This is a genomic window from Clostridia bacterium (assembly GCA_017410375.1).
Taxonomy (GTDB): domain Bacteria; phylum Bacillota; class Clostridia; order RGIG6154; family RGIG6154; genus RGIG6154.
This window is the reverse complement of sequence record JAFQQW010000051.1, coordinates 60,958-83,250: the sequence shown is the minus strand read 5'-3', so window position 1 is coordinate 83,250 and position 22,293 is coordinate 60,958. Positions and strand designations below refer to the sequence as shown.

Below are 22,293 nucleotides of genomic sequence, written 5' to 3'. Positions count from 1 at the left end.
AGTAGCCTTGTTCTATTTACTATTTATAATTTAAAGCTTGATTTGAGTAAAAAAGACGATTTTATAAACTAAGCCTGGGCATGAAATAGCACAGGCTTTTTTATTTAAACAAGAGGAAAGGATATTTTTTATGAAATTCCATAAGACACCAAGAAGTAAAAGAAGTACATACACATATGAGGTGTATGATTCAGACGGAACAAGGCTTCCGAGCATTGTAATACGACCCGGTGAGGAGGGTGTTACTGAAGTGGATATTAAGGCGCTGCATGCTCTTGATGATTCGGAGGTGTATTACAATTTAAAAGCATCCAAACCGGGAACGGATACGGAGTTGAAAAATAAGAGAGAGGAGTGGCGAGAACAGTACATAGAGGAGTTTATAAAGCAATACGGTTATTCGCCGCATCCGAAAGATGTAGAAGATGCTGTAAATGAAAGGTTTCCGAAAAATTGGACTGAATCGTTAGAGAAATTACAAGAGAGCAGTGATGATGCAGATAAGTCTGCCTTATCACTGCTCTTTTTTTGTCCCCATTTTTCTTCGCCGGTGGAGCGTATGCGTGAAATTATAGGCAAACTTCCGCCCAAGGAACAGAGCGTCTATTGGCTTGTGTTGGTAGGCGGAGAAAAGAAAAAAGATGTGGCAGAAGAACTTGGAATTTCGGACGTTCGGGTGAGCCAGATTGCAAAGAAAATACAGAAGCTGCTTGCAGATGATGAAGTTTTAAAAAGTTTTTTCAAATGACTTCGGTTTTGGGTGGTTTCCCTTGACGGAAATTTTGCAAGGGACAGATTTCACTTGCAGAAAGGAGAATGCTTATGAACTTAAAGCATCGTATCAAGGTGAATATCCGGGAACCGGACACGAACGGCAAAAAGACCATCCTTTTTGTAGATGTGAAGCCGGTGTAATGTACATGATTTTTTGTGTACAACATTGTTTTGAAACTATGTATCTTGCTATGAAACCATACTTTGAAAAATGAAACCATGTTTTGGAATTTGAAACCATACGGATTAAAGATGAAACTTTCTATCAAAGTTATGGTCTTTATCCACAAATAAAAAGGATACCTTTATGGTATCCTTTTTATTTGTGCAGATATTAAATCGGGAGGAGAACTGCCGAAGGCAGTTCGTTGAGACAGCTAAGATGCGAAGCGGATTGGACTGTCGTGTCTCGAGTGAGCAAATTTCTTCGCTGGCGACGAGGTCGCCCGAAGAAAAGCGAAACGCAGAGTCTCCCTACACTCACATAAGGACAACAATTTTGTGAGATGTTTTTGCCTTTATTTAAGCCATTCTAAGGCTTTCTGTTATATTTTTACATACAAAAACACCGCCATCCGAGCGTAAAATTCCGGGTAGCGGTTATTTTTTTATAAACAAATCGTGAAATTTTAACAGTAATCGTGAAACTTATGGGGTATTCGTGAAATTTTTGAGTAATCGTGAAACTTATGGGTATTCGTAGAATTTTTGAGCAAACGCGTTTTTGAAATATAGGGCAAAAAGTCATTTTTATGTGTGCTAACCAATGTGTTTTTGATAAATAAGCCGTGTTTTTTAAAAGTAAAGATATGTGCAAAATGTCATGGAAATGGACTTGTTTGTATGTTATATTAGTTAAGTAACAAAGCAGTAAGACTGTTTAAGTATCAAAGTGCCGACTGTTGCTATGCGGTTTGGTGTGCTGCCTAATAAAATCTTGAGCGTTTTTTAAACAGAGTTATTGCTAAACCGGGCATTATCCATGGTGTCCAAATTTCGGAAGAAAACTGAAAAAACAAAAGGTATCTGCTAAAAACGAGATAGCCTGCTCTGAAATAAAAAGGATGCCTTGTGACTGTTCTTAACCAAAATAGTTTGTTTTGAAGTGAAACCGATCTAACCAATCGGTTTCAAATTCCGATTATCAAAAAGGAGGAATTGAGTTACATGAAAAAATGCAAACGAATGTTAAGCATTCTGCTGTGCATGATGGCGGTGTTTAGTTTCGCTGGAAATTGTACTGTGAGCGCAAGCGCTACGGAAAATACTCGTACAGTTTCAAACTGTTTTATTAATATGCCGCAAGAAGTATTAGACGTTCAAATAAGCAGTTTGGGAGGTAGCGGTGATTACTTCAGCTTTGTTTTGCCAAAATCAGCAGCAACTGAAATGGGAATGGATACGGCGAATATCACAGCACCCATTTTGACTGAAAATTCTGTATACAACGGACTTTATATGAACGGAACAGTTAAAATTGAAGATGCTGCATGGGTGTATACTGTTTCTGAAAATCTGACTTCAAATGAAAAACAGTCAAACTGGGCATTGGAATACGGACCCACATCTTTTGAATTTGAAAACCTTAGAATATCCAGAATCAGAACAAGCAGAAGTGGGGATGTTGTAGTAGAAGCAACAAAGGTAGAAATTGCAGATGCCATTGTAGTAGCAAAAAAATACGACGCTGCCATTGATTTGGCAGCATTGACAGAAACTACAAAAATTGAAAAACGGGAAATAGACATGGACGAAGAAATAGATATGTCAAAATTTCTTGCATACAGCGATCCGTATGAAGTAACAAATTGTCAGATTTTTACCGGAGAAGGATATAGCAGTACACTTTCCTTTGATGTTAATCCGTTTACAGCTGATACAAAATTTGTGTCTTTGCAACAGGATAACATGTATATAGGTGCGGCTGACAGTGAGAAGTGGAACACCTTAACCTTTAATGACTGGACCATATGGTACAACTTTATGGAAAGCGGTGTGCATAAGAATATTGCAGGACCTTACCAGGTAGTTGTGCCGAATTTCAGCGGTGAGTATAGGGTGTACGGATTAAAATACGGACACAAAAGCTCTGAAAAAGATGCACGAGTGGATATTAACGGCACACATTATCAGTTTAAAGATGTAGGTGGTTCTGCACTTGACGGTTGGGGTATTTATTGGTCTGCTGCTACCAATGCCAATAATTCAACTATTACATTTACAGCCGGAAAGCCTGTTGTTGTTATGGATACGACTGTAAACAGCGGTTCTTACGAACAGGGTGGCGTACTCGCATTGGCTTTTGTGCCTGTAAGTAGTGCATCGAATGTTACTTTGGATGACAGCAACAGAGTTATATCTGATTTGATAGTAGCTGATAATGTCAAAGCTTTGTCTGTTGTTGACTTTGTAAATCAAAATGTAGAATCGTACGATATTATCGTAAAAGATTCAATGGGTGAAACGACTTCCGAATCTGCATTTACGGTTAAACCATTATACAGAAGAAGCCGTATGGCAGGAACAGAAGTTTACGATTATAATCAAAACAGTATAGTGGGTCATCCTACAAAATATGCAACGGTTTCCGATTTTATCGGTCAGTACTTAGTTGAAATTAAAGAGAATGAATGGACTGACATCGCTGCAGATACAGTAGCCGACACATATCAGGTTTATGTAAATGGTGTTCGTGAATACAGACCAAGTCAAAGATATATTATGCCGAATGATGTGGTGGAAATAAAGAAAGAAGCGGTTACTGTTCACAACTTTGCACCAATTCATTTAAGCGGTGCACTGAGTGCAATTCACAGAACAACCAATCCGGAACGCGCAAGAATTATGATTGATGCATCCTATGTTAAGCCGTTCCTTTACAACAATGAAACTTCAGCCGACGCAGCACCTTTTAAAAATGCAAAGCTTGCCGGATATATGACATGGATTGCAAAAGACGAGTATGAAGGTGACAAGGTTTACTTTTATTCGGAAGCACCTTCTCATGTATCTGTAGCAGGTGGATGGTCAAATCCAAGCGGTGCGGTGCTGCCGGAATATGTAAGCAAGTATGGAAGTAATAAGGCGGTGCCAACTATAGATGTAAATGGTGTAGCAGTGCACAATCCGGATAAGTTATATACAAATTCCACGGCAGCAGCAACCACATATTCTACCGATAATCTTTATTGGGTGAACAGCACAACCACAAATGATGTGCGATGTGAGAAGGTTGGTGATGACGTTGTTATCCGTACCGACGGCGTTGCTTTGATTCGTGTGATTACGAAAAAAGCAGACGGTGTGGTTAAAACGGAGCAGGTTGTATTAACACCCGGAAATGTATATATTCCCAATCCAAACAAAGGAGAAACCATATATGTTTGGGAAGATACGCCTTATAATGGTACAACAATGAAACCTTTATCCGCTCCTTTTACAGCAGAATAAATCAAAAGAACCTCTTGTTTTAAGAGGTTCTTTGAAATTTTGAGGTTAGTTTTTGTAATATGCTTTAAAGAAAGGTTGAAATCAGAATGAAACAAATAAACTTATGGGAAACTGTTCCCGGAATATGTGAGGAAATTCCGATTATTGAATACTATCCGGCACATATTAAAAAAACAGATGCAACAGTTGTGATACTCCCCGGCGGTGGATATGTAAAACGAGCGGAACATGAGGGAAAGAGTTACGCACAACTTCTAAACAGTTTTGGTATGGATGCGTTTGTCTGTCAGTACAGAGTTGCTCCGCATTGCTATCCGTTACCATTGATGGATGCACGTCGTGCGGTACAATTTGTAAGAAGTAATGCAAAGAAATTATGTCTTGATTGTGAAAAAGTCGGTATTATGGGTTCTTCAGCAGGCGGACATTTAGCAGCTTCTGTTTGCACTTTACAGGATGAATTTGAAGAACTATATGTACAAAAAGATAATATAGACGCTGAAAATTATCTTCCGGATTTTCAGATTTTGTGCTATCCGGTGATTGCTCTTGTTGATTTTGGGCATATCTATTCCGGCTCAAATCTTATTGGCGATACCGACTTGTCTAATCCGTTAAGGGACAAGCTTTCTTGCCAAACTAATGTGCACGAAAAAACACCCAAAGCCTTTATATGGCATACATTAACCGATATGGCGGTTTCGGTGCAAAATAGTTTGAGTTATGCGTCCGCTCTTCATAAAAATGGCATTCCAACAGAACTTCATGTATTTCCGCACGGCAGACATGGCCTTGGTGTTGCAACAGATGAACCTCATATTGCACAGTGGACAGATTTACTGAAAAGATGGCTCATTCTTAACGGATTGCTGTAAATGCTCTTTGTCATCAGGTTAACTTAAATTCATTGAAGCTGCGAGTAGGTTTTTCAAGCCTCTGAATATATTGCATAGGCGAAACACCAAAGTGATTTTTGAATGTACGGGAAAAAACAAACGGATCAGGATAGCCGACTGATGCAGCAACAACGGCAATGGATTTTTGGTAGACGGTAAGCAAATCCGCAGCTGTCTTCATTCTGAAATGAATTAAATACTGTTTGGGCGTGATTCCCATTTTTTCTTTGAATAGCAGTGTAAGATGGTTTCGGCTTAAATTGAGCTTGTCCGCGATAATGCTTACGGATAATTCATTCATATAGCATGTGTGTATAATATCTAAAGCTTTATCAATGTATTTTGTGGCGTAGTTATTTTGATTGGATAACAGCGCGTACAAATCCCAGATTCTGGCAGTTAAAAACGGAATAGTTTGTGCCTGCTGATGCTCACAATTTTTAATCTCTTCAAATATTTTTCCCGCCTCACAGCAATCAATTATATCATCAAACGGTAAAGGCTCGCTTGAAGAGAAGCCTATCCAGATATAGGACCAGGGTGTTTTCTCGTCTGCACGGTAGTAATATTCTTCGCCGGGTGTTACAACAAACATTTCTCCCGGATTTACAGTATATTCATTACCGTGTGTTTTGAAAATACCGCAGCCGGAAACTACATAGTGAATTAAATACTCGATTCGTACCACAGGGCCGTAAGAATGACCGGGCAGACAGCTCTCATGGCCGTAGTATTTTGGCATAAATTGCATTTGGTTTGTTACATTTGTTTCCATTTTTACCTCCTAAAATATGGCAAAAAGTCATTTTAAAACCGGTATATAGTGTTGCAATTATAATAACATGCTTTTTGTGTTTTGTCAATTATCTATTACATTGACCATATTTTGCCGAATTTATATCATTCTGTTAAACAGTGTGCAAAAAGTCATGGTGTTGTTACATGAAATATGCTATATTAAAAATAATAGATTGAGATATTATAATTGATGAGGAGAAAACGAAATGTCAAAACGAATTGCGTGTGAAATGCTTTATCATTGCAAAGATGAAAAATACAGCGAAGCTATCCGCCAATTTCAGGGTTGTCCTACCATAGCGATTACGCAAAAGGGCAGAATCTTTATGGGGTGGTACGCCGGAGGTACAAGAGAACCGCATATGGAAAACTATAATTTGCTGATTTACAGTGATGACAACGGAAAAACCTGGTCGGAGCCTGTTTTAATTATTCCAAGCAATAAAGAGCTTTGTATACATGCGCTTGATATTCAGCTTTTTGTATCACCCCAGGGTAAGCTTTTTGTGTATTGGGTGCAAAATAACACGGTTAAGTCTGATGAACAGTGCTATCATTGGGTGGACGGATATATTTTTGCGGATTTTCATCATGCACAATGGTTGACTGTTTGTGATGAACCGGATGCCGAAGTGCCGACTTTCAGCGCGCCTCGGTATGTTGACAGTGGTTTTCTGCGTTGCAAAACAACCGTTTTGTCTGACGGCAGATGGTTTAATTGCAATTATGACCAAATTACCGATTGTTACGGTTACAGTATTTCAGAGGACAAGGGTGAAACCTTTAAAAGACACTATGGGGCGAAGAAAATTGAAACGCCTTGTGACGAAACCATGGTGTATGAGCGAAAAGACGGTTCTTTACATATGCTCGCACGAAACACCACCGGCTATCTTGCGGAAACTGTGTCGGAAGACGGTGGCAAAACCTGGTCAGAAACCAAGCTTACAGATATAGAAAATCCCAATACAAGATTTTTTATTGCAAGAACACCGTCAGGGAGAATTTTACTTGTAAATAACGATTGTAAAGATAAGAGAATTCTTATGACTGTATATCTTTCCGAAGATGACGGCAAGACATTTAAATACAAAAAATGTATTTATGAAGAAAATTCTTCCTATCCGGACGTGGATTTTTACGATGGTAAAATTTATTTGGTATTTGACCACGGCAGAACGGAAGAAAAAGAAATTCTCTTTTGTTCTTTTACGGAAGAGGATATCATGAATGATAGAACGATCGAAGTAAAAATTGTAAGTAAGCCTTAAACAATAAGGAGGAAAACGGATGGAAAAACGGAAAATCTCATGGCTGATTGCTGTTGTAATGATAGTATCTGTATTTACAATGCCGGTTTCTGCACAGAATTCGGACGGCATTATAGTTACGCCAACAGAAGAAACCTGTGTTGAATTTTCCGGTTGGACAGGTACTTCCGGGTTAAAAAGACAGGACGGAATTACTATGGCACCGACAGGTTCGGGTGCTGCGAAATTCAAGGTTCCCGAAGATATAAGCGGCTGGACAACACTTTACTACTGGGTTCCGCAATACAGCAGCGGATATACAGAGGATATTGATTGCTGTGCGACCGTTGAAATTATAAATGCAGATGGTAAAACAAGCACGGTGCAAATCAGAGTTGCTGAAGGAAACGGCGGAGAGTGGGTACCGGCAGGAAGTGCCTTTTTCTACGCAGATAAAGATGAATTTGTAAATATAATCGGTAAAGGTTCGGGTAAAAACAGATTGACCGATATAAAATTTGTGTCGGGTGGAGAAGCGACTTATAGCATTTTGCCGGAGGATTTTTCTGTGCTTGGAGGTTGGAACAGGTCAACCGAAGACTTAAAAATTGGTGCATACAAAAATCAGGCACTGGTTTCAAGGAATCTGAATGATGGAAATGCAATTATAAAAGCCGTAGGCATTGAGCCGGGCGAGTATTATGTGTATGTCCATTCTGTGGATTATAACTATAACACAGGTAAGCGTAAGTTTGCCATTCGCTTTAATGACAAGCTCTGCTACAAAGGGTATGATGCTGAAACGGAAAAGGCAGAATGGTTTGGCACACATCTTGTAGGTACAGAGTTTGAAAACAAGGTTGATGATTCCGCAAAGTCCACACCGATTTTTGCCTGGGAGAAAATGTCATATCCGGCGGAAACGGTTACGGTGGGAAATGATGGTACATTTACACTTGAAATGGTTGCAGATGCCACTTATGCGAGGTTTGATGCAATCATTCTTACACAGAATGAAAATTTTGATACCAATGCTGCGGCAAGTCACGAAATTGAATTGGCAAACCGTATTTTACCGAAAATTCCATACAGCGAAAAAGTCCCGTTCCCAAAAGAATACTTGGGTGAAATGGACGAAATTTTAAATACCGCTGTTTTACATAATGAGAACACAACCATACAATTCAGAAAAGGTGTTTTAAATAACGGAAACACGGCGGTACAACGAGAAATCGAAACACAAGGCTTAATAACCGTTCCGTACGAAAGCGGACTTGGTTTTATGTCACTTTATGCAAATCGCGCAATCAATTATCAGGGCTCTAATTATTACGCAAATTTTTATACAGAATTCTTTGATGAAGACGGTGAGCTTTATACGTCTGCGACACAAAACGTATTTCGTTCAGGCATCCCCGAATGGCTGATTCCGAAAACGTTAGAGCAAGTGGATGAAAAAACAGTTCGTATGACTGCGGAGGGCACATATGCATCGTTAGTTGCTGTGTGGACTTTAGATGAAAACGATTTAGAGCCCAAAGTAACTGTTACAGCAACGGCTAAAAAAGATGGCGAACTATCCTTCGGATTTTTCAATGATGTTCGTGAAATTGATAAACAAAAGGTAGGCTATGTTTTAAATCCGTTCAGATGGCAGGAAAAAAGAATGCCTGAACCTGGCGTTACAATTACCGAAACCAATTCGACCACAGACCATACACAAATGACCTACAAAATGAATGAAAGCGGTCAGGAAATTACGGTTGGTGTTGCGGTTGATCAATCTTCTATTGATTTAACAGTACCCGTGGAAGGTTCTCCTTATGAAGCCGGCAGATGGCCGCACGACGCAACAGGATACACCTTTGAAAGTACATGGAAGGAAGATTTGCTGGAGGATGGCACATATAAACAGATTACATTGGATTATACCGATGAAAATGCAGATTTTGTAATGAATATTACCGGAAAAGGCGGCGGTGTATTACCTGCTGTTTTTGCACCGAAAATGTCAAGTATAGATTCTGCTTTTAAGACGGGAGATACATATACTTTTTCTTACAGACCGTTGTCTGTTGTGTCCGCAGAAGGAGAAAATCAGGGTTGGTATGATGCTTACAGCCATGTTGCAAAAGATTTAAGAGGTGTATATGATTACCGCGATAATTATTATTCCTCTATGACCGATGCGGCATTTAATATACTGAATCTTTTGAAAGATGATGAAGCAAGCGGGTGGGATTCTGATATGCTTGCCCACTATAACATAGAAGATTCTGCCTGGGCAACAAATGCAAACGGTCTCGTATATTTGCAAGGCTATATGCTTACGGAGGATGAAGACCTTTTAATGCGACGAACTCTTCCTTCCATGGCATATATGCTCACAAGAGGCAGTCACATGCATAATGGCTTTTCTATTGAAAATCAATCGGAAGGTCCTATAAACAAAGAACTTTCCTATACGCAGGCTACGATGGGTAACGCAACCTTTGAGGGGGCATATCTTTTAAGTCGCGGACAGATGCCAATATACAGAGAAATTGCGAAAAGCAGATTTATGAACACTGAGGTGGAATCAGCAGGCTTAAATTTAAAAAATACCACTGACTATTTTTGGTATGAGCACGCAAACAATTCTTCCGATTATCCGCTTTCTGTGAAAAACGCAGATGAATATTTAGAAAAAAGAGCTTTTCTTTCGAGTGAAAGCGGTCCTGATGTGGAGGCTTTTTTGAGTACAGGATACTCGCCGCAGTTCCAGGCACAGCTTGATGCCTATGCGTTTATGGGAGACGAAAAGTATTTAAAGGGTGCAGTGGAAGGTGCAAGGCGATTTTTGCCAACACTCCGTATAACCGATATGCCGGAGAGCAAAGAGGAAATGCGCGTTGAAAAAACAGAGCAACTGGTTGCACAGGATAAACGAGACAGAACATCTGCGTGGTCTATGGGTGATAGAAGATACCGCAGAGGTGCATGTATGGAGCCTACAGGTACTAACGTTTTTGAAAATGGTGCTGACTATACAGAATACAATGTTGTGGGTTACGAAGAAGGTTATCTGAATGTAAGAAATGTAAAAGATGCATATCCTGCATGGGTAACTGCAAGAACAGGACTTGGATTAGAGCGCTTTTCTACATGCAGAGAGGGAAGAAATATTTTCCTGTCTACATGGGCGGGAGATGTCTTAAGACTCGGGTATCTTTCAGATGATACACTTATGATGGATTTGGCGCGCGCCTCATTGGTAGGAAGATTTGCAAATTATCCCGGTTACTATTATTCAAATTATACAATGCTTCCGGGAATTGAAAATTATCCTACAGAAGCATTCGACTCCACAAGTCTGTATTTTCATCATATCCCTGTGTTCTTATCTGCAATTCATGATTATCTCTTTTCCAATGCGTATGTAAAATCCGACGGAAAAGTTGATTTTCCAACCACCAGAGCACAAGGATATGCGTGGTTCAACAACAGGATATACGGGCATGCACCCGGCGTAATTTACGATGAAAACCAAATGTGGCCATGGCTAAAAGAAGGAACGATAGAAGTTTCTTCCAAGCAGATTGATTGGATTGCAGGCAGAAGCGAGGGTAGAGCAGCATTCGTGCTGACCAATGCAGGAGATAGTGACGAAACGGTAACCGTAACTTTTAATACCGACCTTGGTATCAAAGAGGGTGCAAGTGCGACTGTGTACGATAAAGCAGGAAACACAACAGAGGCAATTGTTGCCGAAAACAAACTTACCCTTACAATTTCCCAAAAAGGAATTGCAACAGTTGCAGTAAGTGGTACGGGCATTCATATTCCGGAATATGCAAAAATTAAATTCGATGAAACGGCACAAACAAATTTAGAAAATACCGCTTTAGGTCTTATGTATGAGGGAAACACATACACACAAAGCTATACCGTAAATGCAAGCGGAAATTACAGCTTCAGCTATGACACCGATAAAGGCTATGATGTAAAGGCGTACGCTCTTTCCCTCGAACCAAGCAGCTACATGGGGTATATCTTTGTGGGAGGTCGGTCTGTTGAGCAGTATCCGTTTACAAATGATAAAGGTATTGCTTCCGTTGGCGGTGGTGATGGTGAAAACGGAATTGTGAAAGCAACACTTAAATGGCATTTTGAGGGAGAAGATGAAATTTCAACCGTTGTGGATGACAAATTTCCGTACGAATTTTTCATCCCTGTTTCTGATAGAAACAAGAAAATTGTATTTAATGTGGAAACCGAATATCTGACTGAAAGCAGAACGCTTGACAAAGAATACACAATTGCACCACAGGCAATCGAGCTTGAAACAGGCGATAAATACAGTTTTGAGCCGATATCTCTTTCCGTACTTTATGCTATGGGCAGAGTGACCTCGCCTCTTACAGCAGGTAAAAGCAAATACTGTATTCTCAATGAAGATTTAGGCAGTATCCCGATAGATGTTACAGCAAATGACGCGTTAGTCGGTTGTTATTTAAGCGGTTACCTTGAGGTGAAGGATAATGCGTCAACAGCCGATGTAGTTGAGTCGGGGTATGTGCTGTTTGACAATGTACCTATTGTCAACAGTGCGATAAATTCAGATAAAGATGACCGTCTGGATTTTTCGGTGGACGGCATTTCAATCAGTACAAATACGGCTGAATATGTAAACGGTGTGTATGTAGGTGAACAACAGGGATTGGTTAATACAACAAACAGCGCACTAAAGACATATGAATGGGAAAACCTTTATATTTCCAACGCAAGCGGTAAAAAAGGGTTGCAGCTGATACGTAATGGCAACACATATACACTTACAAATGACGGAGCTTGTTGTTGCTTTGTATTGATTGCAACATATAAGAATGGTATAATGAAAGATATAGAAGCCGATAAAGTTATTGTGAGTGTAAATAACAGTAAAAAATATATACTTGAAGAAAATCAGAGGATGTTTGTATGGGAATGCGATGTAAACAAAGGCTCTTCATTAAAACCACTGTTTGAAGCGGTAGAATGTAACTGAAAAGCAGATAGAAAGGATGCGTGTGTATGAAAAAAGTAATTTCGTTATTGCTTGTATTTTTGATGCTGGCACAGCCCGTTTTTGCGGCAGACGAAAAGGTGGATGTGCTTGTTAAGAACGGTGGAAACAGAATAGAAATTTCAGGCATAGCACCATGTGGCGGACAAAATGTTACGGTGCAGATGCTAAAGCCCGGTATAAGCGAGGCGTCTGATTTATCGGATATTGTATTCCAAAAGCAGGTTATAGCTGATGAAAACGGTGTGTTTTCTGTTGCATTTACTGCACATGATTCCATGGAAACCGGCACTTATCCGGTGCAGTTCTTTTACGAGAGTGGGCAGAAACAGACAATTTCTGCGGAGTATAAAAGCACATCCGATTTAACCGGTGATTTTGCCGTGTTGAAAGAGACCGTTTCGCCGGAAGATACACGAAGAATCATTGAAAAGCACGGCACAGAATGGAATTTCGATTTTGTGTTGTATAGCACTCTGCCTGATGCTTCTAAAAATGTGGTGATTGAAAAATTTACGGCATTGGGTGGAAAAACGGTGAATAACCTTTATGAAGCACGGGATGTTTTTCAGAGTGCTTCCGTTGCGGTGGCAATTGCGTTTTATCCCGGGGATTTTGCCGACCTGGTAACCGGCATTTACGGTGAAAATACAGGGCTTTCGGAAAGTGAGGCGTACAAGGAATTTTCGGAGCAGATTGACCTAAAGCAAATCGGACTTTTGTTAAACGGAAGGAATTTTGAAAACGGTGAGACCGCTCATCAGGCTTTTGATATAGAGATTTGTCTCTCTGTAATCGCAAATGCAAAAGGCTGGTTTGATGTGGACAGAGCTATAAAAGTGATGGCACCTTTGCTTTCGCTTAATATGGATGCGTATACAAAAACACCCGAAGCAATCGGCATGGCACTGGCGGGCAAAACCTTTAATTCAGAAAGTTTTTTAGTTGCATTTGAGCGGGAAATCCATAAAAATTCGGATAAAAAAATCATTTTTGAAGATGTTTTTACCGAGACGGACTGGGCATCTGCAAGTGTGAATGCTTTATATGAGGCGGGTATTGTAAACGGTGTGAATGACGGCGTTTTTCAGCCGAACGGTCAGGTGACCAGAGAACAGTTTGCAAAAATGATTATGGCAATGCTGGGGGATGGTGAGCAGATGACCGACTCCGGTTTTTCAGATGTTAAAAGCAATGAATGGTATGCTCCGTATGTTGCGATGGCAAAGGACAGCGGAATTGTAAACGGGGTTTCCAAAACGGCGTTTGGTGTCGGACAGCCAATCACCCGTGAGCAGATGGCGACTATGATTTACCGTGCCGGTCAGCTCCTTGGTTATCAGACAAACGGAACACCCAAAATCTTTACGGACGGCAATACAATTTCGGATTATGCAAAGGATGCAGTGGATGCTTTGACTGCAGGCGGTGTTATTAACGGAATGTCTGACGGAAGCTTTGCACCGCACAGTACCGCAACCCGAGCTGAGGCGGCATGCATGATTTACAACCTGATGCAAAAGTGCGGTTACACAGTAAGAAAGCATACAGGCTATCAGCCTATTGCTGCAACCGATCCGTTTGTGACTTATAAAAACAATTTTAATCAAAAAAACGAAGAGATTTACAACAACGGTGCAGATAAATTCTCGCACTTAGGGTGGTATTTTGTACCGGGCGGTACGACCACATATCTTGCGGTTTCGCCTGCGCCTGCTGGCAAAAATTTATACGAAATTCCCTTTACCGAAAAGCAGGTTAAAGATGGTGCAAAGGATATGGCGGTTGCAATTCGGGCGGAAAAATCTACTACGGCAGGGCATTTTGACACGAAGCCTTTTCCGCTTGGTTATGAAACAAGTAAAAAAATGCGCCTGGAAATGAATTTGTATATAGAAAGTGATAATCTCTCTAAAGACTACAAAACTTTTGATTCTCAATTTTATTCCTGGGTACATATGCGCGGCGAAAGAAGAATGCGTTTATTCTTCTTCACCGGTGACGGCGGTGTGTACTATTACGGAATGGGCAATGAAGCGATTCGTTGCGGAAGCTATGCGCAAAAGAAATGGATACATGTAGCAGCGGATTTTGATGCTGAAAGAGAAGTGTATACCTTATATCTTGACGGTGTTGCCGTTGCAAAAGACATTCCATATAACAATTCTACCTTCCCCTGGGACGGTACGGGCGAGGCGGAGCCGGGACTTAACAAAGTCCGCTTGCGTATGTCTCTTACCCCTGATACCAAGGGAAGCTCTATAACCTATATTGATGATTTTATCCTGGCAAGGTACACAGATGCTCCGTTTGTTTTGCCACAAATTCCGAAAAACGGTGATGAAGAAATTAAAATTGCATTTGATGAAAGCATAAAAAATGAAACGTTGAAATATATTACTGCATCCGTAAACGACAAACCGCTTTCTGCAACGGATATACAGACAGACATAATAAGCTTTAAGGTTTCCGAAGCATTAAAGAGTGGAGATAAAGTTATGGTAACGGTCGGTAAATGGGTAGAAACTTCAAATGGTGTACTGACCGGAACACCGCAGATGTTTTCATATACAGTAGAGTAAGGAGGGAATTCCGATGAAAAAAGTTTTATGTGTTATATGTGTATTGTGTTTATGCATGTCATGGTTTACGGTGCAGGCATCGGAAGCTCCGATTGCTTTAGAGGCAATTTTAGGTTCTGCCGAAAATATACTGGCGGAGAATTTCAGCGGAACAGAGCCGAAGTTTCTGGAAGCCTCATTTACAAAGAATGATATAACATCAATGCCCGGTTGGGGTATGGTGGCAAGCGGTTCAAATATGGTTGGCGTAGATGTATCCGAGTTGGGCGAAAAAACATATGTAATTCCGCTTTCTGAAGGACAGTTAAGCCAAGATATCGGCATTCGCTTTACAGCTGCCGAAAGTAAGCCCGGACGTGCGCTTTTGGATGTGTGGAACATACCGGTTGCAAACATTACCGGTGCGGATAAATACCGTTTTGAATATAATGTTTTTATTCGAAAAGCAGGAACCGGAAGCGGTCTTATAGCAGATGTATCTACTTACACCAAGGATGTTCCGGGTGCAACTACGGCAGTCGGTCTGATTGGTTTTATGTATGACGGTACGGTGGGGATTTGTAAAAAGGGTATTACAACCTATGAACCGATTTTAAAGGCGGACGGAACACCTTTAACTTTTACCGATAACAGCTGGCAACATGTGGTGCTTGATTTTGATGTTGAGAAAGGAACTTTTGATTTTACGTTGAACGGACAAAAGGTTTTATCCGGTGCAAAGCCTGCAAATGTAATTCATTTTCACGCAACAGAAGGTACTTACCGTTTCAGACTTGCCTATACACCGTCAGCCGATGCACCTGAAAGCATGGTTGTGTATGATGATGTTTTGTTTGCCAAACATGTGAAAGAAGCAATTGTTCCTACATTTGCGTTCCTTAATGAAAAGGATGGTACACAAAACGGAAAGTTGAAAGATCTTTCAGAAAATACCGAAGCGTTCTGTTTTCAAAATGCAAGTGGTGTAACAGAAGATTTTATCGATGTTTTGGAAGACGGTAAGAAAATTCAATTTGAAGTTTCTGAAAAAAACGGTGTCCTTTTTGTAAAACCGGAAAGCGGCTTTAAAGCAGGAAAGACATATTCGGTGGCATTTAATCGGTTCACAAGCACAGACGGTAAAACTTTTACGGATAAATCAACCGTGTTTACTGCATACTGTCACAAGCTGAAGCTAACAGGCGTTTTGCAGGATGCGACAGTTAAGGCAAAGATTTTGGACGCAGAAAATAAAACGGTAAAGCTTTTGGTTACCCGGTATAACAGCGAGGGTACCATGATAGAAGCTTGGCAGAGTGATTTGGTTACGCTTCAGAAGGATGTAGCACAAGCGATTGATATTCCGCTTAATGGATTTGTAAAGCAAACAGGTGATACAATTGAGATTACTGCTTTTGAGAACATCGGTGCACCGTATCCGCTAAGCAATGCGGTTGTCATTCAGTAAGGAGGTGGAAATATGAAGAAAATAATATTTACAATATCTTTTCTGCTTATGCTGATGCTGTTTACATTTACAGCTTCTGCAGAGGATAGAATAATCCCGCACGAAGGGAATATTCTGTTTCCTGAAAGTGATGTGTATGCGGTTACGGTAAATGGCATAAAAGTGCCCGTCCGTGCCGAAAAGGTGGATGGATACTCCTGGGATGTAGCCACATTTTCTGCAGAGGGGGCGTACGAAGTAAGCGTTACTGCACGCAAAGGACTTGAAAAGTATAAAATTTCTCCTACAGCAAGGGACGTTGAAGCAACAGTGCAGGAAAACACGGTTTCTTTCAAACTGAATGAGCCTATGTACCTTATGATGGAAATGCCCGACAGTCCTGCTTTGATTTTGCTGATTACACCACCGGAAACGGAAATTCCGGATAAAAATGACCCGAATGTGATTTATTTTGGACCGGGTGTGCATGAGGCGGGTGTTATAAATCTTAAAAGTAATCAGACGGTATACATCGCTTCAGGTGCGGTTGTGCACGGAAGAATTCAGGGTGTTAATGTGGAAAATATAAAGGTTTTGGGACGCGGTGTTCTTGAAGCGGAGAAATATACCACATCTCCTTATCCGGGTGTGGACAATCCTGAAATAAACGAAGGTGTGTGGAAAACCAACAACCGCACAAAAGGTTTGTATTTCCAAGGGTGCACCAACGGCAAAATAGAGGGTATAAGTGTCAGAAACGCACATAAATGGCAGGCATTATATTTGAAGTGTAAGAACTTTGAAATTTCAAACATGAATACCATGGCAATGCGCGTGCAAAATGACGGACTGGATGTAGATACCATTGAAGATTTCCATATTCACGACAATTTTATTATGTCGGGTGATGATGGCTTTGGCTGGCATACAGTCCGTGCGGTGGAAACATTAGAAGAACCGACAAGAAATGTTGTGGCGCATAACAATACCATTTATAACTCCTCAGAAGGCGGCAACGGTATTCGTTTCGGCTCGTCTATGGAAACAGAATTATGGGAAAACATAAAGATTACCAATACATATATTTTAAATTCCTCCTGCAATGCTGTGATGCTGGATATTCAAGACTGGGTAACCCTTAAGAATGTGCACATTGAAAATGTGTTTGTGGAAAATGAACCGGGCTGGGCTGTATTGCATATGCAGATTGTAAAAGAAAACTACAGCAACGATGTAGAGCTTACCGACCCTGTGGAAAAAGAAGATTATCGCGGTCATATTGACGGTGTTACCGTAAAAAATCTTGTGGCAGAAAACGGCAGGGGTGTTGTGGTCTTAGGATATGATGCAAAGCATCTTACCGAAAACATAACGTTAGATGGCTTGAAAATTTCAGGCGAGTCCATTGCTTCTTTGGAACAGGTACTTAGCAATGACTTTTCCAAAAATGTTACGGTAACACCTGCAAAGCAAGTTGGTGTAACAGACGATTTTACAGACGGATTGCGTTTCTGTACAGATTGGCAAATACGGCAGGGTAACTGGCATATTGCAGATGGTGCGTTTAAGCAAACAGGGGTTGGTGGCTCGGCTTTGGCTCTGCATAAAAATGTTTATGACAACTGCCGTGTAACGGCGACAATCAAACTTTTATCTGATGGACAGACAGCAGGCGTTGTCGGCAGGGCAAAGGATGAAGATAACTATTATCTTGCTCGCTTAAACAACAAAAACGGAAACTTGGAGCTTTATAAAGTGCAGAATAAAAAAATGACCTTGCTTGCGAGCAAGGAAACTGCCATTCAAACCGGAATGGCGTATGAATTGTTTTTGGATATGCAAGGTGGTCAGCTACAGTGCGGTGTAAACGGCAAAGCTTTGCTTACCGCAACAGACAACACTTTTTCGTCAGGCAAAACCGGTTTGTATGGATACACATGGCATCGCAACATACTTAACGAATTTGAAGTTGATAATTATTCTGTAAAATAAAATTTTTCAACTTTCATGCCAAGTGTTTCGCGTTAGAATGAAGTTGAAATGACAACTTTATAGGCTTGCACCCCCCTGGGGAAAATTCTATTAAACGCATACCTTCAACACACATAAGGACAACAATTTTGTGAGATGTTGTCCTTTTATTTTTGCCTTTATTTAAGCCATTCCTAGGTTTTTCGTTATATTTTCACATATAAAAACACCGCTATCCGAGATCAAATTTTCGGGTAGCGGTTATTTTTTTATAAACAAATCGTGAAATTTTAACAGTAATCGTGAAACTTTTATAGTAATCGTGAAACTTGTGGGGTAATCGTTAAATTTTTGAATAAACGTGATAAAATGTACCCTATAAAATGGACACTTTAAAAGTGTGAATCCTAATCTATGGACATACTAAAAGTTTGAATTCCGGGTTGTGGACACAATATTGATTGTAAAGGTAAAAAAGATGCAAAGGGAGTAATTTTAAAATGGCTTTGAATTTATTTTACACCATCTTCGCCTATGAATATTTAAGGCGTCTGCCTATTTCTGTTCTTGCTTTTATAATATTCTGCTTTATAAGCTTTTCTTTTTCCTCAAAATGATCATACTCTTCTCTTGTGCATAAAACAGCAATGCCGATTGCACCTACGCATTTGGTATATCTGAAAACGGCGGCAGCATAACCAAGTGTAATTTTGCCATCATTTCTTGCATTGTGTGTCTGTACGATACCGTTTTTATCAATCTCCGAAAGTTCAGCATTCAATGTATCAAAGGATGTAACTTCATCCCAGTGTCCTTCAGGCGGAATTCCGTTTTTTTCAAAAACTCTTTTTATATCATCCTTATTCATATTTGCCATTATAATTCTGCCTGTTGCGGTGCGATATATGTCGTCGGGCATAATCTCTGAAGATTCTGGAAGTATTTTTTCGGTCTCAATATAATCTATTGTATATTTCTGACCTCCTTCAATTACAGCAAGAATTACAGAATATCCTGTTTTTTTATGGAGCCAGTTTATCAATGGGTGGCATGTGGATACAAATTCATTTTCATACCTTCCATGTCTCGAAAGACAATATGCTGCAGGGCCAAGTACATAACCCTTTGAGTGAGAAATCTTTTTAACAAAGCCTTCTGATTCAAGTGTGGATATTATGTGTGAGCAGGTTGATTTGTTGATTCCCGTAATCTTGTTTATATGCAAAAGAGAAACCGGTCTGTTTTTCTCTTCGGAAATTGTATTGAGAATCTTTACTGCTTTTTGTACAGAACCTATCATGCTATCACTCTCCTGACACCAATTATATCACAAATTGTTTCAAAGTTCAATATTTCATAATATGAAATTTCTTGACATGGATTTTTTTTGATGTTACACTGAAAAAAAAGAAAAGAAGGTATGAATATGAAAATTAAATGCTATGAAAGAATCGAAAGGGAATTGAAAGAAAAACCTAAAAGTATTTATCTTGTTGATGAAAATAAAAAAGTGATAGAACTTTTTTCGTATGAATATCAACCTGTGCGAATTGAATATGATAACGAGGGAATTGAACATCTTTATCCGGAGGGAGACATTTGTCATAAAATAAGATTTACGCTAAAAAGTAAAGGCAAATATATTTTGCAGATAACTTTTGAATCCGGAGAGAGCAAAAATGAAGAATTTGTTGCAGAAGAGAATATTGATGATGGGTATATCGAAGTCAGCAAGAAGGACAGACGATATTTTTCCTATTCATCCGGAAAAGATTTTTATCCTATTGGTGTAAACCTGGCATTTCCAAGGGCTTGCGGAGTGTCAAATGGGAAAGAGTTTGGTCTTAGTGGTAAGTTTAATTATATGGGATTACGACAATACGAGCGTTGGTTTAAAAAATGTGCGGAAAACGGTGTTAATCTTGTAAGAATATGGGTAGGACATCCATATTTTTCACCTGATACCCAAAATGCCGATGAGTATAAGTGGGAACAGTTTGCCAAGCTTGACATGATTGTAGAGATGGCAAAAAAATACCGGATTAAATTGAAAATCACATTGGAGCAGTTCAGATGGTTTTACTACGACAAATCAGAAAATAGTTATATTTTCGAAATGTTTAATAAAAATTTCTATTTAAATGGTGAAAAATGCTCTTCTGCAAAAGAATGGCTCACAGAAGATAAGTGGAAAAAAGAATGGCTTAAAAAAGTGGAGGAATATGCAAAAAGATATGCGGGAGATACCGTAATTTTTGCGATTGAGCTTTGGAATGAGATGAATGCCATGGGAGAAGAAAGTGGAAATATTATAAAATGGAATGAAGAAATGCTTCCGAAGGTTAAGAAGCTTTTTCCTGACCACTTAGTTGTAAATTCAAACGGAAGTTTAGACTGTGAGGAAACTCTTGATGTGTATAATGAGTTCCCGTGGGGGAAATGTGATTTTAAGCAGATGCATCGATATCTTGACCAGGGTGGAAAATATATTGATACTACAAGACATCCCGTTGAAGTAATACAAGAAGGAATGAAGATGATTAAAGATGACACCATGCCATTTATAGTGGCAGAAACGGGTGCTGTCAATAACAATCATAGTGGCGAGTTTAAATATTACTCATGTGATGACAGAGGAATTATATTTGTGGATTGTGTTTATACCCCGGTTTTTTTGGGGAGTGCGTCATGCGGACATATATGGCATTGGGACCAAAGATATGTGGAATCGAAAAATTTATATAAATATTTCAAACCCCTTGCAGATATGGTTTCGGAAATTGATTTTCAGAATGAAGAGTTTGAAAGTATAGATTTTTCTGATGATGAAGCATATATATTTATTTTAAAAGGTAAGACTGTAAGTCTTGGATTTATCAGAAACAAGTCGGATTGCTGGCAAAAAGTGTTAAGGGACTTTAAGAGTACAACTGTAATAAAAGAAAAAGAAATCTCTTTTAATGGCACAAGCATAAAAGAATTTAAGATTTGGGAAGATGACAGCACAAAAATAAGTGTTGGTGACGAAAAAGTAAAATTTGAAAATTTATTATACGGAACAATTTTTAAGATTATGTAATGAGGTTTAATTATGATTTTAACAGATTACTTTAAGAGCAGTCACGATATGACATGGGACTATGCAAAACAGTGCGGCGTAGAACACGGTGTTATCCGCTTGCCTGAGGACACAGAATTTGATATTTCAGATTTTTCGCATTGGGAAAAGGTATATAAGGATTTTGTCGATTTTGGGATAAAACCAATTGTTATAGAGCCAATGCCCAATGAATTACATGACCACATCAAAATTGGCGATGAATATCGTGATGCATGCATTGAAAAAGTAATTAAAATGTTTGAGTATATGGACAAGCTCGACATTCGCACCATTTGCTTTAACTGGATGGCACATATTGGATGGCTGAGGACGTCGGATAGCATCGAAGAACGCGGTGGTGCTTTGGTTACCGGATTTGATTTGAGTGACTTTAAAGAAGTTGACAAAAAAATAACTGCAACAGAATTATGGAATAACTATGAATACTTTATAAAAGCTGCAATTCCATATGCTGAAAAATTCAATATAAAGCTTGCCTTACATCCTGATGATCCGCCATTGGAAAAGTTAGGAACGGTTGAACGAATAATGATAAATTATGAAAATATAAAAAAAGCTATCAACATAGTTGATAGTAAAAACCTTGGTGTTACCATGTGTCAGGCAACCTACCTGATGATGGGCGAAGATTTATATGACATCATTCCAAAACTTCGTGACAAAATTTTCTTTATCCATTTCAGAAATACCACAGGGAACAAAACCTGCTTTCGTGAAACATTCCACGATAACGGAGAAATTGAAATGGGTAAAATTTTAAAACTCTATCAAAGTCTTGGTATAAATGTCCCCATCCGTGTAGATCATGTTCCTGCTATGGCAGGCGAAACAGACGGAGACGGCTATACAGCGTTGGGCAGATTGTATGCCATTGGCTATTTAAAAGGCTTACTGGAGGGACTTGAAGCGTGAATACATTTGTTTATATTTCTTCCTGCATCCCCGAGGGTGGCGTGTACACCTTTGAAATCACATCCTGGA

12 protein-coding genes are annotated in these 22,293 nt (G+C 39.6%); 10 read left to right on the top strand and 2 right to left on the bottom strand.

What is annotated here, in order from left to right:
• The first annotated feature begins 130 nt into the window (after positions 1 to 130).
• The 3 genes from IJE10_07475 (at position 131) to IJE10_07465 (ending at position 5,099) form a co-directional block, all read left to right on the top strand.
• Positions 131 to 748 carry a sigma-70 family RNA polymerase sigma factor gene (locus IJE10_07475; protein MBQ2967939.1) on the top strand — a complete coding sequence of 206 codons (618 nt, stop codon included), beginning with the start codon at positions 131 to 133 and terminating at the stop codon, positions 746 to 748.
• A 1,415-nt stretch (positions 749 to 2,163) separates the two neighbouring features.
• Positions 2,164 to 4,224, top strand: coding sequence for a hypothetical protein (locus tag IJE10_07470; GenBank protein ID MBQ2967938.1), 2,061 nt, complete (start codon positions 2,164 to 2,166; stop codon positions 4,222 to 4,224).
• Between the two features lie 86 nt (positions 4,225 to 4,310).
• Positions 4,311 to 5,099, top strand: coding sequence for an alpha/beta hydrolase (locus IJE10_07465; GenBank protein MBQ2967937.1), 789 nt, complete (start codon positions 4,311 to 4,313; stop codon positions 5,097 to 5,099).
• Positions 5,100 to 5,112: 13 nt separating this feature from the next.
• On the opposite strand, the gene IJE10_07460 is transcribed toward IJE10_07465, so the two are convergent.
• Complete coding sequence (locus tag IJE10_07460; protein ID MBQ2967936.1) at positions 5,113 to 5,895, bottom strand: AraC family transcriptional regulator; 783 nt, start codon at positions 5,893 to 5,895, stop codon at positions 5,113 to 5,115.
• A gap of 229 nt (positions 5,896 to 6,124) precedes the next feature.
• Here IJE10_07460 and IJE10_07455 point away from each other — a divergent pair, with 229 nt between their 5' ends.
• The 5 genes from IJE10_07455 to IJE10_07435 are packed head-to-tail and all read left to right on the top strand — an operon-like array spanning position 6,125 to position 18,212.
• A complete protein-coding gene (locus tag IJE10_07455; GenBank protein MBQ2967935.1) occupies positions 6,125 to 7,189 on the top strand; it encodes an exo-alpha-sialidase in 1,065 nt (354 codons plus the stop codon).
• A gap of 19 nt (positions 7,190 to 7,208) precedes the next feature.
• Positions 7,209 to 12,194 (top strand): hypothetical protein, encoded by a 4,986-nt coding sequence (locus IJE10_07450; protein MBQ2967934.1) that lies wholly within the window; start codon positions 7,209 to 7,211, stop codon positions 12,192 to 12,194.
• 26 nt (positions 12,195 to 12,220) lie between these two features.
• Entirely contained in the window at positions 12,221 to 14,794 is a 2,574-nt protein-coding gene (locus tag IJE10_07445) for an S-layer homology domain-containing protein (protein ID MBQ2967933.1), read from the top strand.
• Between the two features lie 13 nt (positions 14,795 to 14,807).
• Positions 14,808 to 16,241: a hypothetical protein gene (locus tag IJE10_07440; GenBank protein ID MBQ2967932.1), complete on the top strand. Its 1,434-nt coding sequence runs from the start codon at positions 14,808 to 14,810 to the stop codon at positions 16,239 to 16,241.
• Positions 16,242 to 16,253: 12 nt separating this feature from the next.
• Complete coding sequence (locus IJE10_07435) at positions 16,254 to 18,212, top strand: hypothetical protein (protein MBQ2967931.1); 1,959 nt, start codon at positions 16,254 to 16,256, stop codon at positions 18,210 to 18,212.
• Positions 18,213 to 18,723: 511 nt separating this feature from the next.
• On the opposite strand, the gene IJE10_07430 is transcribed toward IJE10_07435, so the two are convergent.
• Positions 18,724 to 19,491 carry a helix-turn-helix domain-containing protein gene (locus IJE10_07430; GenBank protein ID MBQ2967930.1) on the bottom strand — a complete coding sequence of 256 codons (768 nt, stop codon included), beginning with the start codon at positions 19,489 to 19,491 and terminating at the stop codon, positions 18,724 to 18,726.
• 126 nt (positions 19,492 to 19,617) lie between these two features.
• On the opposite strand from IJE10_07430, the gene IJE10_07425 reads away from it, so the two are divergent.
• Both IJE10_07425 and IJE10_07420 read left to right on the top strand, forming a co-directional pair.
• The gene (locus IJE10_07425; protein ID MBQ2967929.1) at positions 19,618 to 21,270 is read left to right on the top strand and encodes a cellulase family glycosylhydrolase; all 1,653 of its coding nucleotides are present in this window, start codon (positions 19,618 to 19,620) and stop codon (positions 21,268 to 21,270) included.
• Positions 21,271 to 21,282: 12 nt separating this feature from the next.
• A complete protein-coding gene (locus tag IJE10_07420; GenBank protein MBQ2967928.1) occupies positions 21,283 to 22,224 on the top strand; it encodes a mannonate dehydratase in 942 nt (313 codons plus the stop codon).
• The last annotated feature ends 69 nt before the right edge of the window (positions 22,225 to 22,293 follow it).

What these genes read in the sequence shown, in the direction of transcription:
- IJE10_07440 (MBQ2967932.1), top strand. Translation starts at nt 14,808, where the DNA reads ATGAAAAAAGTTTTATGTGTTATATGTGTATTGTGTTTATGCATGTCA.
- IJE10_07430 (MBQ2967930.1), bottom strand. Translation starts at nt 19,491, where the DNA reads ATGATAGGTTCTGTACAAAAAGCAGTAAAGATTCTCAATACAATTTCC.
- IJE10_07460 (MBQ2967936.1), bottom strand. Translation starts at nt 5,895, where the DNA reads ATGGAAACAAATGTAACAAACCAAATGCAATTTATGCCAAAATACTAC.
- IJE10_07465 (MBQ2967937.1), top strand. Translation starts at nt 4,311, where the DNA reads ATGAAACAAATAAACTTATGGGAAACTGTTCCCGGAATATGTGAGGAA.
- IJE10_07455 (MBQ2967935.1), top strand. Translation starts at nt 6,125, where the DNA reads ATGTCAAAACGAATTGCGTGTGAAATGCTTTATCATTGCAAAGATGAA.
- IJE10_07450 (MBQ2967934.1), top strand. Translation starts at nt 7,209, where the DNA reads ATGGAAAAACGGAAAATCTCATGGCTGATTGCTGTTGTAATGATAGTA.
- IJE10_07420 (MBQ2967928.1), top strand. Translation starts at nt 21,283, where the DNA reads ATGATTTTAACAGATTACTTTAAGAGCAGTCACGATATGACATGGGAC.
- IJE10_07470 (MBQ2967938.1), top strand. Translation starts at nt 2,164, where the DNA reads ATGGGAATGGATACGGCGAATATCACAGCACCCATTTTGACTGAAAAT.
- IJE10_07425 (MBQ2967929.1), top strand. Translation starts at nt 19,618, where the DNA reads ATGAAAATTAAATGCTATGAAAGAATCGAAAGGGAATTGAAAGAAAAA.
- IJE10_07475 (MBQ2967939.1), top strand. Translation starts at nt 131, where the DNA reads ATGAAATTCCATAAGACACCAAGAAGTAAAAGAAGTACATACACATAT.
- IJE10_07435 (MBQ2967931.1), top strand. Translation starts at nt 16,254, where the DNA reads ATGAAGAAAATAATATTTACAATATCTTTTCTGCTTATGCTGATGCTG.
- IJE10_07445 (MBQ2967933.1), top strand. Translation starts at nt 12,221, where the DNA reads ATGAAAAAAGTAATTTCGTTATTGCTTGTATTTTTGATGCTGGCACAG.